Origin of the sequence: Actinoplanes sp. CA-142083 (assembly GCF_050942195.1) — a bacterium.
In the GTDB taxonomy this organism is placed as follows: Bacteria; Actinomycetota; Actinomycetes; order Mycobacteriales; family Micromonosporaceae; genus Actinoplanes.
The window spans coordinates 6,545,312-6,561,253 of sequence record NZ_CP192076.1 but is presented as its reverse complement, the minus strand read 5'-3'; the positions used below and the strand labels follow the sequence as shown (position 1 = coordinate 6,561,253).

The following is a 15,942-nucleotide window of genomic DNA, read 5'->3' as shown; positions in this document are numbered from 1 at the left end:
GCGGGGTCTGTTCCCGGCGGCCCGTTCCGACGATGATCCGTTGATGCGGACAGAGGTGAGCGGCGGGCGCCGGGCCGGTTGGATCGGGGCCGGGTACGCCGCCCAGGGCTTCGGCTACGCGGCGGTGGTCACCGCGCTGCCGACGTTCAAGGAGCGGCAGGGGATCGACGACGGTTTCGTCTCCGTCATCCTGCTGCTGGTCTGCGTGGCCGCGGCGGGCGGGTCGATCCTCGCGGACAAGGCCGCCGCGCGCTGGGGGAGCCGTTACGCGCTGAGCGGGGGCCTGCTCGCGGTGGCCGTCGGCCTCGGGCTGACAACTTTCCACACGCCGACCCCGATTTTCACGGTCATCCTCATCGCGTACGGGATCGGGCTCGGCGCCGTCGACGCCAGCCTGAGCATGCAGGGGGTTCTGGTGCAGGCGCGCCTCGGGCGCAGCGTCATGAGCCGCCTGTTCGCCGCCTACACCGCCGCCGCCATCACGGCGGCCCTGCTCATGTCCGGTTTCGCGGCCTCGGGCGGGGGAGCGGCTCTCGCCGTCGGGGTCGCCGCCGTCGTCGCCGCGGGCGTTGTGCTGGGCGGGTTCTCGTCGCTCGAACCGGCGAAAACGGTCATGCCCGAGCTGGTCGGCGACAAGCGGCACGACGGCACCCGGCACGTCGTCATGGTGTGCGGGGCGTTCATCTTCACCGCTTTCCTCGCCGACTCGGCCGTGTCCACCTGGAGTTCCGTCTATCTCGACGACACCTTGCTCGCCTCGGCAGCCATCGTGCCGCTCGGCTACGCCGCCTACCAGGCCGCCGTCCTGGTTTCGCGACTGGTCGGCGACCATGTCGTGCCGCGGATCGGGCGGGGTGCCGCCGCGGTGGGCAGCCTGCTGGTCTGCGCGGTCGGCTGCGGCATCGTCGTCGCCATCCCGGCGATCGTGCCCGCGATCATCGGGTTCGCGCTCACCGGCATCGGCGTGGGCATCCTCGTCCCGCTGGCGTTCAGCGCGGCCGGCGAGGCCACACCGGGCCACAGCGACGAGGTGATCGCCCGGGTCAACCTCTTCAACTACGGCGGAGCGCTGCTCGGCGCCGTGCTGCTGGGCGCGCTGTCCGAGCCGGTCGGGTTGCGCACGGCGTTCCTCATTCCGGTCATCGGCCTGCTGGCGACGCTGCCGGTGGTGCGAGCGCTGCGCGGGCTGCCCACGACCCCGGCGATCCTGCCCCCGGCGACTGCCCCGCGCTGAGCGAGTGGTGCCTCGCGCTGAGTGGTGCCTCGCGCTGAGTGGTGTCTCGCGCTGAGTGGTGTCTCGCGCTGAGTGGTGTCTCGCGCTGAGTGGCGCCTCGCGCTGAGCGGCGCCTCGCGCTGAGCGGCGCCTCGCGCCGAGCGGCGCCCGCTGAGGCGGTGACTGCGGGTCTGGGCCGGTCGCCGGGCCGGTGGCCGGGGACGGCCCGGTGTTGCAGCCGGCCGGGCCGCAGCGGCGGGGGCGGGTCGTGTTGTGGTTGGGGACGGTGCCTTCCTCGTACTCGGGAAAGTTTCTGAATTCGGCTGTCACACGGCGGTGGGCTGTCCGGTCTTAGTTGGCGACAGCAGAACGGCTGCTGGAAAGGGTGTGAAGTCATGAACATCGCCGTCCTGGGCGGGACCGGGCTCATCGGGTCGCAGGTCGTCAAGATTCTCACTGCGGCCGGGCACGAGGCGACGCCCCTGTCGCCGTCCAACGGGGTGGATCTGCTGACGGGGGCGGGCCTCGACGGGGCTCTCAAGGGCGCCGATGTGGTCGTCAACCTGACGAACTCGCCGACGTTCGACGACGCCTCGCCGGCCTTCTTCCAGACGACCATGGACAACATGCTCGCCGCCGCGCAGCGTGACGGGGTCGGCCACGCGGTCATCCTGTCGATCGTCGGCGTCGACCAGGTGCCCGACCTCGCCTACTACCGCGCCAAGGTGCTCCAGGAGAAGATCCTCGAGGCCGGCCCGGTGCCCTACTCGATCGTCCGCGCCACGCAGTTCTTCGAGTTCATGCCGTCGGTCCTGACCTGGACCGCCGACGAGAAGACGGTCCGCCTGCCGGCCACGCCGATCCAGCCGATCGCGTCGGCCGATATCTCCAAGGCGGTGGCCGAGGTCAGCGTGGGCAAGCCGCTCAACGGCATCCACAACGTGGGCGGCCCGGAGGTCTTCACCCTCGACGAGCTGGGCCGGATCATCCTGGAAGCCAAGGGCGACAAGCGCGAGGTCGTCATCGACAACACGGCCGGAATGTTCGCGGCCGCCCCGGGGGACGTGCTCACCGCGCCGGCCGACGCGGTCCTGTCCACCACCACCTTCCGGGAGTGGCTCGCGACGCAGAAGTAAGACAGTCTCGCGAAAAAGGGCGCCGGGTTTCCGGCGCCCTTTTCGTGCGTTCACCGCGGACGGTGCCAGCCGTGCAGCTTGACGGGATTCAGCACGATCCACACGGTCGTGATCCGGTTGGCCTGGGCGGCGACGGCGATCACGGCCACGGCCGTGCCGTCCTGGCGCAGGGCCAGGCCGGCACGGCCGTTGACGCTTTCGACGGTCAGTTCGACACCGGGCCGGACGGAGAGCAGGGCGAGGATCAGGCGGGCGATGCCGGCCGGGCCGTGCACCGGCTGGAGGGCGGCGAGCACCTGCCCGCCGCCGTCGCAGTGGGCCACGGCCTCGCCGTGCAGGAGCGCCTCGAGGGCCCCGAGGTCGCCCCGCACGCAGGTGTCGGCGAGCCGGCGGACAAGCTCATCAGGAACGTGGGGCATCGGAGGCCGACAGAACCAGGTCACCGCCCGTGACGAAGGCGTCCCTGGGATGCTGCACCGAGGCGAGCGAGACGATGTCGCGACCGAAGAACGCGGCGGTCGCCCAGACGGCCAGGACTCGTACCTTGCGCTCCCAGGTGGGCACGGCCAGCACGTGGTATCCGCGGTGCATCACCCAGGCCGGGAAGCCCTTGATGACCAGGCGGTGGTACTGGAAGATGCCGCGCCCGAGGCCGAGGGTGGCGACCGTGCCGAGGCTGTGGTGCACGTACGGCTTGGTCCGGCGCCCGCGGAGGGTGGCGATGAGGTTTTTCGCGAGCAACTTTCCCTGCCGGACGGCATGTTGCGCGTTCGGCACCGTGGAGGCGCCGTGGTGCGCGGCGGCCAGGTCGGGCACGGCGGCGTCGTCGCCGGCGCCCCACGCGTCCTCGACCGGCGCGTCGTCGGTGCCCACCCGCAGGTCGGCCCGCACGACGAGCATGCCGCGCGCGTCGATCGGCAGGTCGGTGTGGTTGTGCACCATCGGGTTCGCGCCGTTGCCCACGGTCCAGACGATCAGCTCGGAGTCGAACTCCTCGCCGGTCGAGAGCACGATGTGGCCGCCGGTCGCGTCGACCAGTTGCGCGTTGAGGTGCACGCGGGCGCCGCGCTTCTCGAGCGAGCGCACCACCCACTCGCCGGGCTTGTCGGTCACCTCGGGCAGGATCCGGTCGCGCGCCTCCACCAGGTGGAAGCGCAGCTCGTCGGCGCTGAGCTCGGGGTACCGCTTGACCAGCGCCGTCGCGAGGCCCAGCAACTCGCCGAAGCCCTCGACGCCGGAGAACCCGCCGCCGACGAACGTGACGGTGAGCAGCCGCTGCCGCTCGGGACCGGGGGAGAGCGTGGACGCCTGGTCGAAAGCGGTCAGCAGCCGGTCGCGGATGGCAACCGCCTCCTCGACGTGCTTCATGCCGATGGCGCTCTCGGGGATGCCGGGGACGGCGAGCTTGCGGGTCACCGCACCGGCCGTGACCACGATGATGTCGTAGTCGAGCGGGAACTCCGGCCCGACCGGCGGGCGGACGGTGACCGTGCGGTGTGCGTGATCGATCCGGGTCACCGTGCCGGTGACGAGCCTGGTCTTGCGCAGGTGCCGCCGCAGTGAGACGGCGGCGTGCCGCGCCTCCACGGAGCCGGCGACGACCTCGGGCAGGAACGGCTGATATGTCATGTACGGCCGGGGGTCGACGACGATGACGCGCGCCTCGCCCCGGCGAAGCTTCTTCTCGAGTTTCCAGGCGGTGTAGAAGCCGGCGTAGCCGCCACCAACGACCAAGATCGTCCGCACGGGTGACCCCTGTTCTCTAGCAGTCACCTACTAGGACCGGACAGCCCGCGAATTTGTGACATCAGATCGCCGAAAGTTTCTCCGGGTTCATCGCCCACATGAGCTGGTCGATGCCGTCCTCCGAGGCGGTCAGCGTGAGCAGGCCCAGGAGCTCGCCGTTGCGGGTCATCACCGCGCCGGGCCGCCCGTTCGCGCTGACCCAGCGGATCTCCACGCCCTCCCAGTACCAGCTGGCGAACGCCGCGATGAACTTCGCCACCCGCTCGACGCCCACCACGACCTTGCGCGACACGTTCCGCGCGCCGTTGCCGTCGGAGATGCTCGCCACATCGGCCGCGAAAAGTTTCTCGAGGGCCGCCAGGTCGCCGGTGCGCGCCGCCTCGAGGAAAGTTGCCAGCAACTCGCGCTGCATGACCTCGGAAACCGGGACCTTGCGCTCGCCGGCGACGTGCTTGCGGGCCCGGCTGACCAGCTGACGCACGGCCGGCTCGGTCGACTGGAGAATGTCGGCGATCTGCGAGTACGGGTAGTCGAAGGCCTCCCGGAGCACGTAGGCGGCCCGCTCGGTCGGGGTCAGCTTCTCCATCAGCATGAGCACCGCGAACTCGAGCGCCTCGCCCCGCTCCGCGCCCAGGTAGGGGTCGGCGGTGGTGTCGACCGGCTCGGGGAGCCAGGGCCCGACATACGTCTCGCGGCGCGCCCGCGCCGACTGCAACTCGTTGATCGCCAGCCGGGTCGTGGTCGTGGCCAGGAAGGCCGCCGGGTTCTCCACCCTGGCGCGGTCGTACCCCTGCCACCGCAACCACACGTCCTGCACCAGATCCTCGGCCTCGGTGGCGCTGCCGAGCATGCGGTACGCGATCCCGAACAGCCTCGGCCGCACCCCCGTGAAGATCTTGGCGGCCTCGTCGAGATCCCCCACCATGCCCTCGTCTCCCCCCACCTCGCCGACCCCCATCCTCGCCCGCCGCGCAGTCGATCACCAGTGTGCCCCGGGCCACGCCGGATGACCTGTCACAGAATCGCGAGTCCCGCGGTCTGGCCTAGCGAGACGTCAGAAAGGGCAGACAAATGACGGACCACGTTCTCGAACCGGCGGCACAAGAGATTGCCGACGCGACAAGCAAACCCCCATTTCTGTACGAGCTGGGAGTCGACGGCGCGCGAAAGTTGCTCGACGACCTCCAGGCCGCTCCGATCGAAAAACCGGAAATCGACGAGAAGTGGATCATTGTGCCCGCCGCGGTGGGCGATGTACGCGTCCGCATCGTCAAGCCGGTCGGCGCCACCGGGACGCTCCCCACCATCCTGTACGTGCACGGCGGCGGCTGGATCCTCGGCAACGCCGGCACCCACGACCGGCTCGTCCGGGAGCTCGCCGTGGGAGTGAACGCCGCGGTCGTCTTCGTCGAGTACGACCGGTCGCCGGAGGCCCGCTACCCGGTGGCGATCGAGCAGGCGTACGCGACAGCGCAGTGGATCGTGAAAGAGGGCGCCACCGAGGGACTCGACGCCTCGCGGCTCGCGATCGCCGGCGACTCGGTCGGCGGATGCATGACCGCCGCGGTGACGATCCTCGCGAAACAGCGCGGCGATGTTCACTTCGTGCACCAGTCGCTGTACTACCCGGTCACCGACGCGGGTCAGGACACGGGAAGTTACCGCGAGTTCGCCGACGGGCCCTACCTGCTGGCCAAGAGCATGGCCTGGTTCTGGGACGCGTACCTGCCGGAGGCCGACAAGCGCAGCGAGATCACCGCGTCGCCGCTGCGGGCCACCCTCGACGACCTCGCCGGGCTCCCCGAGGCGTTCCTGATCGTCGACGAGAACGACGTGCTGCGCGACGAGGGCGAGGCGTACGCCCGCAAGCTCACCGCCGCCGGCGTGCGCACCACCGCCGTCCGCTACAACGGCACGCTCCACGACTTCATGATGCTCAACCCGGTTCGCGGCACTGCCGCCACGACCGGCGCCGTCGAGCAGTCCATCTCCATCCTTCGTAAGGCCCTGGGAGGCAACTGATGTCCGAGACCAAGCCCACCGTCGTCCTCGTCCACGGCGCGTTCGCCGAGTCCGCCAGCTGGAACGGCGTGATCGAGCGCCTGCACGGCGCCGGCTACGACAGCGTCGCCGTCGCCAACCCGCTGCGCAGCCTCGCCGGCGACGCCGCCTACGTCCGCGACGTGATCAAGTCGATCCCCGGTCCGGTCGTGCTCGCCGGCCACTCGTACGGCGGCATGGTGATCACCGAGGCCGCGGCCGGCCTCGAGTCGGTGACCAGCCTCGTGTACGTGTGTGCTTTCGCGCCCGAGACGGGCGAATCCGCGTTCGAGCTTTCCGCGAAATTTCCCGGCAGCACCCTCGGCGAGGCCCTGAACGCCTACCCGGTCAGCACTGGCGGCAACGAGCTCGCTATCCGCCAGGACGCCTTCCACCACCAGTTCTGCGCCGACGTGCCGGTGAAGGAGGCCGCGCTGATGTACCACACCCAGCGCCCGGCCACCCAGGCCGCGCTCACCGGCAACGTGGCCACCGACAAGCCGGCGTGGCGGTCGATCCCGAGCTGGTTCGTCTTCGCCGATCAGGACCTCAACATCCCGGTCGCCCTGCACCGCTTCATGGCCCAGCGGGCCGGCGCCAAGGGCGTCCGCGAGATCGCCGGCGCCTCGCACGCGCTGAGCGTCTCGCAGCCGGAGGCCGTCACCCAGACGATCCTCGAGGCCGCGCAGTAGCCGGCGCCCTCCGGGTGGCCGCGCCGCAGCCGGCGCCCTCCTGAGGCCGCGGTGTCCGCGGCCGGGGTGGCCGGAGTCCCGGTTCGGGGCTCCGGCCACTCGGCGGTCGGTCGCCATCCGCGGCTGATACCTTCGCGACCGTGGCCGCGACCCTGCACGCATTGCTGTTCGCCCCGGCGCCGGGGGAGGACCTGGCGGTGGTCGCGACCGGCTTGGTTCTGCTTCCCCTGACGCCCGCGATCGTCGAGTCGGTGATGGATGGGCCCGGAGAAACTTTCGTGCCCGGGTTCTACGACCTCGGCGTCAATGTCGCGGAGTGGGCGAGACAACGTTCGAAGGGCGGGCCGGTCGCCTACGTCCACTGCGAGTTCTTCGGCGGCCACGGTTTCCACGCCGCGATGGGCTGGCGCGGCGGCGAGGCCGCGTGGGGCCCGTCCTTCACGGCGACGGCGGCCGGCGAGGCCGAGGACCACTACGTCGTGGCCCCGCCGCGCCCGGACCGCGCGATCAACGCCGTGTTGCGCTGGCTCGGCGTCGACCGCGGCGCGGCGATCGACGAGTTCGCGGCGGCCGGGCTGGACCGCTTTCGCTCTACCGAGGACTGGGTGTCGACGTGAAACTTGTCTCGTCGTCGACGAGCTTTCCGGCGATGTTGCTCAGCGCCTTGTCGAGCAGGGCGCGGTCCTCCGGCCCGGCCAGGGTGATGTCGTCGAGGTTGGCGTCCAGCCACTCGCGCCACGCGTGCTGGATGCGTCCCAGCTGCTCCTGGCCGGCGGGCGTCAGCCGTACGGTGTCGCCCTCCTGCTCGGCGTAACCGGCCGCGCAGAGCTCGGTGAACGCGGGCTGGATCACCTCGTGCGGGACGCGGTGACGTTTCGCGATCGACGGCAGGTGGGCGTGGCCCCGGACCCGGGTGTGCAGGTGGGTCTGGCCGGCCGCCCACGCCTGGCCGGGAGGCATGCTGGTGCCCGACTCGGCGAGAACATGTTCGCGAAAATCCGGACCGCGGTTGCGCATCGTGTCGCTGACCGCCCGTTCCAGCTGGCTGAGCCGGTCGTCGCTTGCGGGCGGCGAGAAACCCTCGCCGACATCTGTCGCGGCGGCGCGGGCGCTGCCGCGGAGCGGGACCTCCTTGAGGAACAACGCGACGACGAAACCGAGCACGGCGACCGGCACGACCCAGCGGAACACGTAGTCGATGCTGTGGGCGTACGCGTCGATGATCGGAACGGCCGTGACCGGCGGCAATTGCCGGAGCAACTCGGGATTCTGCGCCGCGCTCGCGGTGGACGCTTCGGCGCCGGTGAGCGCCTTGGCGAGCGCGGGCGCGAGGTGGTTGGCGTAAAGAGTGCCGAAAATCGCCGTGCCGAACGAGCTGCCGAGCGTGCGAAAGAACGTCACGCCGGACGTCGCCGTGCCCAGGTCCGCATACGGCACCGTGTTCTGCACCGCGATCGTGAGGACCTGCATCGAGAGGCCGATGCCGAGGCCGAGCACAAACATGTAGAGCGACTCCAGCCAGGCGCTGGTGCCGCGATGCATCGTCGACATGAGGAACAGGCCGAGCGCCATCACCGCGCCCCCGATGATGGGGAAGACGCGGTAGCGGCCGGTGCGGCTGATGACGTTTCCGGAAAGTATCGACATCGCGAACAGGCCGACCACCATCGGCAGCGTGCGCACGCCGGACGCGGTCGCCGAGACGCCCTTGACGTATTGCAGGTAGGTGGGCAGGAAAGTCATCGCGCCCAGCATCGCGAAACCCACGATGAAACTGAGCGTGGAGCACACGGTGAAGACGGAGTTGCCGAACAGGCGCATGGGCAGCATCGGCTCGCGGGCCTTGCGCTCGACCACGACGAAACTGACCAGCAACACCACCGCCGCGGAGAACAGGCCGAGGATCGTCGGGGAGTCCCAGGCGTACTGGTTGCCGCCCCACGACAGGCCGAGGATCAGGCTGGACGCGCCGGCCGCGACCAGCGCGATGCCGGGAAAGTCGATGATCGGGCGGCCCTCGGCGCGCCGGGACGGCAGGGTGCGGGCCGACATGGCGAGCACGACGATCGCGACCGGCACGTTGACGTAGAACGCCCAGCGCCAGCTCAGATGGTCGGTGAACAGGCCGCCGAGGGTGGGTCCGACGACCGTGGTGACGCCGAAGACCGCGCCGAGCGCGCCCTGGTAGCGGCCGCGGTCGCGCAGCGGGATCACGTCGGCGATCAGCGCCATCGCGGTCACCATCAGGCCGCCGGCGCCGACGCCCTGCACGATTCGCGCCGCGATCAGGAAGATCATGTCGTTGGCGAGACCGCACAGCGCCGAGCCGCCGACGAAAACTATCGTGCTCACCTGGAAGACGAGCTTGCGGCCGAAAAGGTCGCCGAACTTCCCGGCCAGCACGGTCGCGACAGTTTCCGCGAGCAGGTAGGCGGTGACGACCCAGGACATGTGCCCGGCGCCGCCGAGGTCGGCGACGATCGTGGGCAGCGCGGTCGACACGATGGTCTGGTCGAGCGCCGCCAGCAGCAGGCCCAGCAGGATCGCGACGAAGACCGTGTTGATCTGGCGCCGGCTCAGGACCGGTGCTTCGGAGCTGGACACATCCCGATTTTTCCTGCTTCGGCGGGGTCAGGTGGGCGATTTACCAGTAACCGGCGCCGTGAGAGTGGCGTCCCTCGTGCCGACGGAAAAGTAGGCACCCGTTGTCGCCGGGATCGCTCTTGGCCGGACACAGGCGCAGCGGGTCGATCTCGGAGGCCTGCAGGGTCCAGAGCACCCACCACTCCGTGTCACCGGGGGTGCGGCGCCCGAGGCAGGCGTGCGGACCGACATGGTCGTACTCCAGCTCGCAGCGCAGCACCCGCGTCACGTCGTCGCCGGAGCGCGACAAGAGCTCGAGCCACGCCAGCTGCTCGGCGTCCAGCTCGAAGAAAGCCGGGCAACGGCTGCCGTCGGCCGCGGGCGCGGCGGCTTCCCGGCCGCCGGTGACGTAATGGCCGGCGCCCTTACGCGCTGTGATCAGCCCGTCGTTGCGGAGCGTGCGCAGCGCCGACTGCACGGTCGCGCGGGCGACGTGATGCCGCGCGGCGAGCTCGTTCTGGGACGGAAGTTTCGCCCCGGCCGGAAGGCTGCCGTCGAGAATCTGGTCGCGCAGACCCGCGGCGATCTGCCGGTAAGGCGGCGGCCCGCTGGTCGACATCGCTCGATGGTCGCTGGCGTGCCCAGGGACAACAAGTACGCACCCGCGCCCCTATCATCGACGAACGTGACAGAAGTCGTTGTCGTGGGCGCGGGCCCGGTCGGGCTGTTTCTCGCCTGTGAGCTGCGGCTGGCCGGCGTGGACGTGACAGTTCTCGAGCAGCGTGCCGAGCGCGGCGACATCACCAAGGGCGTCGCGATGCACGCGCGCACTCTGGAACTGCTCGCCATGCGCGGCCTCGCGGAAACTTTCCTGGACAACGGCGTGCGCCTGCCGGGATGGCATTTCGGGTTCCTTGAGCAACGCGTCGACTTCACCGGCCTGGATTCGCCGTACCCTTTCGTGCTGTCCTTCCCGCAGGACCGCACCGAGGCGATTCTCGAAGACCGGGCGCTGGCGCTGGGGGCGCGCATCGTGCGCGGCGTCCAGGCCGTCGGTCTCCGTCAAGACCATGATTCCGTACGGGTACAGAGCGCCGACGCCGAATACCGGGCGGCCTATGTGATCGGGGCCGACGGCGCCGCCAGCACCGTGCGGAAACTTTCCGGGATCGACTTTCCCGGCACCGACGCCACTTTCTACTCGTACCTCGGCGATGTGGTCGCCGACAGCCCGCCCGCTCCCGGCTTCAACGTGGTCAACGAGAACGGCGCGATGATGGTGGCCCCGATGCCGGGCGGCTTCCATCGCGTCGCCGGTTACGACCCGCTGCGCCAGCACGCGGGACGAGGCGCGCTGTCGCTGGACGAGTTGCGCGAGACCGCATCCCGCATCTCCGGCGCCGATTTCGGCCTGCACTCTCCGAAGTGGATGACCCAGTTCGACAGCGCCACCCGGGTCGCGTCGTCCTACCGCGCCGGCCGGGTGCTCCTTGCCGGCGATGCCGCGCACATGCATTTCCCGGCCGGTGGCGTCGGCCTCAACCTGGGCCTGCAGGATGCGATGAACCTCGGCTGGAAACTTGCCGCGGTGGTGCGGGGCCGGGCGCCCGCAACTTTCCTCGACACCTACGAAACCGAGCGCAAGCCCTGGGCGGAAGACGTCGCCCGGCACACGATGGCGCAGACCGCCCTGATCACCGCCACCACCGCCGAGGGCCTCGCGCTGCGACAGTTGCTGAGCGACTTGATGGGCTCGCTGCCGGAGATGTCGCAGAAAATTGCCCGGCGGTTGTCGGCCATCGACGTGCACTACCCGCCCGCCGACCCCGACGCGCACCCGCTGACCGGCACCCGGGTTCCCGTCGCCGCCATGCCCGACGGCCGTCCCACGACACTCGAAATCTCACCAGGCACGACCGCGATCGTCCGGCCCGACGGCTATGTGTGGTGGGCCGGAAAGCCCGAAGACGCCGCCGCTTTTGTCAACAGCACGGGGGAGTACCGATGAGGAAATGGGCACCACCAGTCGCCGTCATGCTCGGGATCGCGCTGGTCGTGGGCACCACGCCCGCGACGGCGCAGGCCGCCGGGCTCGGCCAGATCATCATCAGCAACGACTGGGACACCAACGCCGGCGTCGTTCACGTCAGCGTCGAGTCCACTGAGCCGGTGGCGTCGATCCACGCCGACTTCGTCGACGAGGCGACCGGCGCGACCGGCGGCGCCGCCGACAATTTCGTTCTCGAGTACGAAACCAGCACCTCGGTGAGCTACGTGACGTCGAGCCCGGTCGTCATGGACCCCGGCGCCTACCAGGCGCAGGTGACCGTCACCGCCGACGACGGCACGGTCGCCGCCGCGAGTGAGCGGCTCATCTACTACGTCAACGCGACCGTCGAAGATCTGACCGCCGACCGGCCCGCCATCGACTGGGACCACCGCGATGTCACCGTCTCGGGCGTCTTGCGCGGCCGATGGCCGGGCACCGGCGAGGTCCGCCCGCTCGCCGGCGCGCTGGTCAACTACTGGGTCTACATGAACGCCGGCGACCCGGTCGTCACCGACGCGAACGGCGCTTTCAGCCGCACGTTCACCATGGCCGGCACTCTCAACACGATGGACTTCTTCTACGACAGCGGCTCGCCGTACACCCGAGGCACCGGCATCACGAGCTACACCGTCACCGTCACGCCGCAGCAGACCCGGGTGCGGGTGCGGGCCGACAAGCGCCACGCCAAGGTCGGTGACCCGATCACGCTCACCGGCAAGGTCGAGAGGCTCGGCGCGCACGGCTGGGCGCCCGCGCCGCCGCAGACCGGCCTGTGGATCGAGACCTGCGACGACACGGGCTGTGCCTACGGCTACAACAACGTCGAGATTGCCGCGGACGGCACTTTCCGTTCCGAGACGACGGCCCAGCGCACCGGCTACTTCCAGGTGTCGGTGACGGGCTACCTCGACTTCTTCGCCGGCAGCACCGGCCGGACCGCGGTGGTAAAGGTCCGTTAGGCGAGGGGCAGCACCACCCGCGACAGCGCGGGCTGGACCCCGACGACAGTTCCGGCCGGGTAGCGCAGCGTGTGGTCGCGATCCGTGGAGATCACGACCAGGCCGATGCGGTGCCCGGCCGCGAACACGTGGTCCTCCGGCTGGAGCTTCCAGCGGAACGTGTACGGCTTGCCGGCCACGATCGGCGTGGTCACGGCGGGGGAGAATCGGTTGCGCACATCGAGCCAGCCGCGACTGACGATCTCGTACGGCGTGGTGGCGGTGACGTACTCGCGCCGGTTGAAGCAGCCCGGGTCGCCCTCGATGCCGGGGCCGATGCAGTCCTGCACGGCCAGCGTGCGGGTGCCGGCGTACCGGGTCGCCTCGCCGTAGTCGACCAGCATCGCCGTCAGGTAGGGCGATTTACCGGCGACATCGGCGCGCAAGGTGACCTCGACGGTCCCGGAGAGCCGGGCTTCCCCCGGCAGCGGCGGGGTGCGGAAGACCAGACGATTGGGATCGGTCGCGCTTTCGTCGGCGGCGAGCTCTTCCGGCGTACGGGAGGGGTTGTCGACGAAAGCCTGGCGTGAGCCGCCGCCCAGAGGCAGGGAAACCGCCCTGCTCGCGGGAAGGGGCCAGGTTGGCGACGTCCGCCATTCGTTGGGCGCGATCTCGACATCGGCGGCCGGCTGGCGCATGACGTCGTTGCCGATGTGGTACAGCCAGTGGTCGAACCACTTGTGCAAGGTGTCGAGCCAGACGTCGCGGCGCAGGTTGAAGGGGTCGGCGTGGGCGCCCTGATGCAGCCAGATCTTGCGGGGCACGTGGTGCGCGGCGAGGGCGTCCCACCACTGGCCGAACTGCTGGGTGCGCACGTTGTCGTCGTGCAGGCCGTGCACCACGAAAACGCTGGCCCGAACCTTTCCGGCGTCGGGCAGATAGTTTCGCTCGGCCCAATAGGGACTGTAATCGCCGGTGGCCCGGTCCTGGTCGCGTTCGAGGCGTGCCATCACGTCGGCGCAGACCTCGGGATTCGCGCGGGTGAGGACAGCTTTCGCGAGAATGTCGGTGTCCTCGCCCTGGAAACCGCCGGGCGCGACCACGCCGCCGTTCGCGCGGTAGTAGTCGTACCAGCTGGAGATCGCGGCGATCGGCACGATCGTCTCGAGGCCGCGCACGCCGGTCGCGGCAACGGCGTTGGGCAGCGTGCCGTTGTAGGAGACGCCGATCATGCCGGTGCGGCCGGTCGACCAGTCCGCCCGCGCCGGGGCGCCGGACGCGTCGAAACCTTTCGCGCGGCCGTTGAGCCAGTCGACCACGGCCTTCATGCCGAGTGTCTCGTTGCGGCCGCCGGAGGTGGGGCAGCCGTCCGACCCGCCGGTGCCGAGGCTGTCGGCGAAGACGACCGCGTAGCCGCGCGGGACGAAATAATTGTCGAGGTAGCCGCTGAAGGTGACGGTCTCCGCCCGGCTGAAGCGGAGAGCACGGTCGACATCGTCGTGGTTGGGGACGTCGTTGAGACCCGCGTAGTAGGGGCTGGCCTGGAAGATGACCGGCACCTTGGGCGCGCCGGCGGGGCGGATGATCCGCACGGCGACCCGGTCGGGCCGGCCGTCGGAGTCACTGTCCACAGCGGTCTGCACCCAGACTTGTTCCCGGATGGCCTGGCTGTAGTCGTACACCGGAAGGGTTTCGGTTTTCGTGGCTCCTTCGGCCGGCGCCGCGAAAGCGATCACCAGCAGGGAAGAAGCCAGCAGCGGTACGATGCGCATCGGCTCACCATATAGCCGCTTGTCGATCGATCAGGCGGCTGCCGCAGTGAGCAGGAGCTCGGGGTCGGCGGGCCGCCGCAGGTGGAAGCCCTGCCCCAGATCGCAGCCCAGCCGGCGCATCGCGACCAGCTGCGACTCGGTCTCGATGCCCTCGATCACCGTGCGCAGCCGCAGCGCGCGGGCCAGCTCGACCACCGCGCGGATCACCGCGAGGTCCTCGACGGTCGGCTCGGCGTGCTCGATGAACGCCCGGTCGATCTTCAGCTCGTCGACCGGCAGGCGCTGCAGGTACGACAGCGACGAGTAACCGGTGCCGAAATCGTCGACGGCCAGGCCCACGCCCAGCGCCTTGAGGTCGGTGAGGCAGGCGATCGCGGTGTCCGGGTCGCTCATCACCACCGACTCGGTCAGCTCCAGCGTCACCGCGGTCGGCGGGAGGCCGGTCCCGGCGAGCATCCGCTGCACGTCGGCCGCGAACGACGGGTCGGTGAGCTGGCGCCCGGAGACGTTGATGTTGAGCTTGAGGTCGGGCATCGTGCGGCGCCAGCGGGCGGCCTGCTCGCCGGCGGTCCGCAGCACCCACCGTCCGATGTCGATGATCAGGCCGTTCTCCTCGGCCATCGGCACGAAATCCGCGGGCGGCACGTAGCGGCCGTCCGGCCGGCGCCAGCGCACCAGCGCCTCGACGCCGGCCGTCGCGCCGTCGGCGAGCCGGATCAGCGGCTGGTACTGCAGGTGGAACTCGTCGTGCTCGAGCGCCCGCTGCAGGTCGCTGGTCAGGGTGAGGCGGGTCAGCGCCTCGGCGTGCATCTGCTGGGCGAAGACGACGACCTTTCCCGGCCCTTCCTTCTTCGCCTTGTACATCGCCACGTCGGCGTTGCCGAGCAGATCGCCCGGGTCGGCCGGCGCGGTGTCGCAGTGGGTGGAGACGCCGATGCTGGCGCCGATGAAGACGTCCCGGCCGTCGATGTGGAACGGGCGGCGGATCGCGTCGATGAGCCGCTGCGCGACCGGCACGGCCTCGTCGGCGGCCGTGTCGTCGAGCAGCACCGCGAACTCGTCACCGCCGAGCCGCGCGCCGACGTCGGCGGGGCGCAGGCAGTGCCGGATCCGGCCGGCGACGTGCCCGAGCAGCTCGTCGCCGGCCCGGTGGCCGAGGCTGTCGTTGACCGCCTTGAACCGGTCGAGGTCGATGAACAGCACGCTGGTCGGCGTCGCCGCGCGAACTTTCTCCTCGAGCATCTCGAGAAACAGCACCCGCGTGGGCAGGCCGGTGAGCGAGTCGTGCCGCGCCTCGCGCAGCGACTCGAGCAACGCCAGTCTTTCCGCGGCCTCCCGTTCCCGTTCCTCGCGCAACTTTCGCTCGGCGCTGAGCAACGTGATGTTGTCCAGCGCCAGGCCGAGCGTCTGCGCCATGGCCTGCAGCAGCTGCCGCTCCTCGGCGCTGAGCGGCTCGCCGATCCGGGCCACCAGCAGGTCGCCGCGGTGTTGCGCGCCGAAGCGGGCGGAGGCAACGTGCAGGTCGTCGAGGCCGGCCACGTCGATGGTCTCGGTGTCTTTGGCGGCGGCCAGCGCGGAGTTCAGATCGTCGCCGCGCACGCCCCACGCGACCTCGACCCGGCCGCCGATCAGCACGGCGCCGACCTCGGCCTCGAGGACCTCGCTGGCCCGTTCCATCGCGACCATGGTGGCCGAGCGCTCGTCGCGCGACGAGCCGACCGCGGCGAAGAACTCGGTGAGCTGGTGGGTCGACCAGTGGTTCACGGTCGCCC

General features: G+C 70.3%; 14 protein-coding genes. 7 read left to right on the top strand and 7 right to left on the bottom strand.

Features of this window, described 5'->3' with window-relative positions:
* Nucleotides 1-43 precede the first annotated feature (43 nt).
* Together ACQPZX_RS30175 and ACQPZX_RS30170 are read left to right on the top strand one after the other, a co-directional pair.
* Entirely contained in the window at nt 44-1,234 is a 1,191-nt protein-coding gene (locus ACQPZX_RS30175) for an MFS transporter (protein WP_433362351.1), read from the top strand.
* A gap of 374 nt (nt 1,235-1,608) precedes the next feature.
* Nucleotides 1,609-2,349 carry an SDR family oxidoreductase gene (locus tag ACQPZX_RS30170; protein ID WP_433362348.1) on the top strand — a complete coding sequence of 247 codons (741 nt, stop codon included), beginning with the start codon at nt 1,609-1,611 and terminating at the stop codon, nt 2,347-2,349.
* A gap of 50 nt (nt 2,350-2,399) precedes the next feature.
* On the opposite strand, the gene ACQPZX_RS30165 is transcribed toward ACQPZX_RS30170, so the two are convergent.
* The 3 genes from ACQPZX_RS30165 to ACQPZX_RS30155 all read right to left on the bottom strand — a co-directional run bounded on the left by ACQPZX_RS30165 (nt 2,400) and on the right by ACQPZX_RS30155 (nt 5,038).
* Nucleotides 2,400-2,768: a siderophore-interacting protein gene (locus ACQPZX_RS30165; protein WP_433362345.1), complete on the bottom strand. Its 369-nt coding sequence runs from the start codon at nt 2,766-2,768 to the stop codon at nt 2,400-2,402.
* Nucleotides 2,752-4,095, bottom strand: coding sequence for an NAD(P)/FAD-dependent oxidoreductase (locus ACQPZX_RS30160; RefSeq protein WP_433362342.1), 1,344 nt, complete (start codon nt 4,093-4,095; stop codon nt 2,752-2,754). Before ACQPZX_RS30160 ends, ACQPZX_RS30165 begins: the two co-directional genes overlap by 17 nt.
* Nucleotides 4,096-4,156: 61 nt before the next feature.
* Nucleotides 4,157-5,038 (bottom strand): RNA polymerase sigma-70 factor, encoded by an 882-nt coding sequence (locus ACQPZX_RS30155; RefSeq protein WP_433362339.1) that lies wholly within the window; start codon nt 5,036-5,038, stop codon nt 4,157-4,159.
* Nucleotides 5,039-5,166: 128 nt separating this feature from the next.
* On the opposite strand from ACQPZX_RS30155, the gene ACQPZX_RS30150 reads away from it, so the two are divergent.
* The 3 genes from ACQPZX_RS30150 (at nt 5,167) to ACQPZX_RS30140 (ending at nt 7,444) form a co-directional block, all read left to right on the top strand.
* The gene (locus tag ACQPZX_RS30150) at nt 5,167-6,117 is read left to right on the top strand and encodes an alpha/beta hydrolase (protein ID WP_433362336.1); all 951 of its coding nucleotides are present in this window, start codon (nt 5,167-5,169) and stop codon (nt 6,115-6,117) included.
* Entirely contained in the window at nt 6,117-6,827 is a 711-nt protein-coding gene (locus tag ACQPZX_RS30145; RefSeq protein ID WP_433362333.1) for an alpha/beta fold hydrolase, read from the top strand. The genes ACQPZX_RS30150 and ACQPZX_RS30145 overlap by 1 nt, the downstream gene beginning before the upstream one ends.
* A 140-nt stretch (nt 6,828-6,967) precedes the next feature.
* On the top strand, nt 6,968-7,444 hold the full coding sequence (locus ACQPZX_RS30140) for a hypothetical protein (protein ID WP_433362331.1): 477 nt from the start codon (nt 6,968-6,970) through the stop codon (nt 7,442-7,444).
* Here ACQPZX_RS30140 and ACQPZX_RS30135 read toward each other — a convergent pair.
* Both ACQPZX_RS30135 and ACQPZX_RS30130 read right to left on the bottom strand, forming a co-directional pair.
* Nucleotides 7,419-9,431 (bottom strand): DHA2 family efflux MFS transporter permease subunit, encoded by a 2,013-nt coding sequence (locus tag ACQPZX_RS30135; protein WP_433362328.1) that lies wholly within the window; start codon nt 9,429-9,431, stop codon nt 7,419-7,421. The genes ACQPZX_RS30140 and ACQPZX_RS30135 overlap by 26 nt on opposite strands.
* A 40-nt stretch (nt 9,432-9,471) precedes the next feature.
* Complete coding sequence (locus ACQPZX_RS30130; protein WP_433362326.1) at nt 9,472-10,029, bottom strand: GntR family transcriptional regulator; 558 nt, start codon at nt 10,027-10,029, stop codon at nt 9,472-9,474.
* Between the two features lie 66 nt (nt 10,030-10,095).
* Between ACQPZX_RS30130 and ACQPZX_RS30125 the strand changes: the two genes are divergently transcribed.
* On the top strand, nt 10,096-11,418 hold the full coding sequence (locus tag ACQPZX_RS30125; protein ID WP_433362323.1) for an FAD-dependent monooxygenase: 1,323 nt from the start codon (nt 10,096-10,098) through the stop codon (nt 11,416-11,418).
* Nucleotides 11,415-12,419 carry a hypothetical protein gene (locus ACQPZX_RS30120; RefSeq protein WP_433362320.1) on the top strand — a complete coding sequence of 335 codons (1,005 nt, stop codon included), beginning with the start codon at nt 11,415-11,417 and terminating at the stop codon, nt 12,417-12,419. The genes ACQPZX_RS30125 and ACQPZX_RS30120 overlap by 4 nt, the downstream gene beginning before the upstream one ends.
* Here ACQPZX_RS30120 and ACQPZX_RS30115 read toward each other — a convergent pair.
* Complete coding sequence (locus tag ACQPZX_RS30115; protein WP_433362317.1) at nt 12,416-14,170, bottom strand: Xaa-Pro dipeptidyl-peptidase; 1,755 nt, start codon at nt 14,168-14,170, stop codon at nt 12,416-12,418. The two genes, ACQPZX_RS30120 and ACQPZX_RS30115, sit on opposite strands and share 4 nt — an antisense overlap.
* A 30-nt stretch (nt 14,171-14,200) precedes the next feature.
* On the bottom strand, nt 14,201-15,934 hold the full coding sequence (locus tag ACQPZX_RS30110; RefSeq protein ID WP_433362314.1) for a putative bifunctional diguanylate cyclase/phosphodiesterase: 1,734 nt from the start codon (nt 15,932-15,934) through the stop codon (nt 14,201-14,203).
* Between the last annotated feature and the right edge of the window lie 8 nt (nt 15,935-15,942).

Coding starts and splice junctions, on each gene's coding strand:
- ACQPZX_RS30120 (WP_433362320.1), top strand. CDS start 11,415: ATGAGGAAATGGGCACCACCAGTCGCCGTCATGCTCGGGATCGCGCTG.
- ACQPZX_RS30130 (WP_433362326.1), bottom strand. CDS start 10,029: ATGTCGACCAGCGGGCCGCCGCCTTACCGGCAGATCGCCGCGGGTCTG.
- ACQPZX_RS30165 (WP_433362345.1), bottom strand. CDS start 2,768: ATGCCCCACGTTCCTGATGAGCTTGTCCGCCGGCTCGCCGACACCTGC.
- ACQPZX_RS30170 (WP_433362348.1), top strand. CDS start 1,609: ATGAACATCGCCGTCCTGGGCGGGACCGGGCTCATCGGGTCGCAGGTC.
- ACQPZX_RS30175 (WP_433362351.1), top strand. CDS start 44: ATGCGGACAGAGGTGAGCGGCGGGCGCCGGGCCGGTTGGATCGGGGCC.
- ACQPZX_RS30145 (WP_433362333.1), top strand. CDS start 6,117: ATGTCCGAGACCAAGCCCACCGTCGTCCTCGTCCACGGCGCGTTCGCC.
- ACQPZX_RS30115 (WP_433362317.1), bottom strand. CDS start 14,170: ATGCGCATCGTACCGCTGCTGGCTTCTTCCCTGCTGGTGATCGCTTTC.
- ACQPZX_RS30150 (WP_433362336.1), top strand. CDS start 5,167: ATGACGGACCACGTTCTCGAACCGGCGGCACAAGAGATTGCCGACGCG.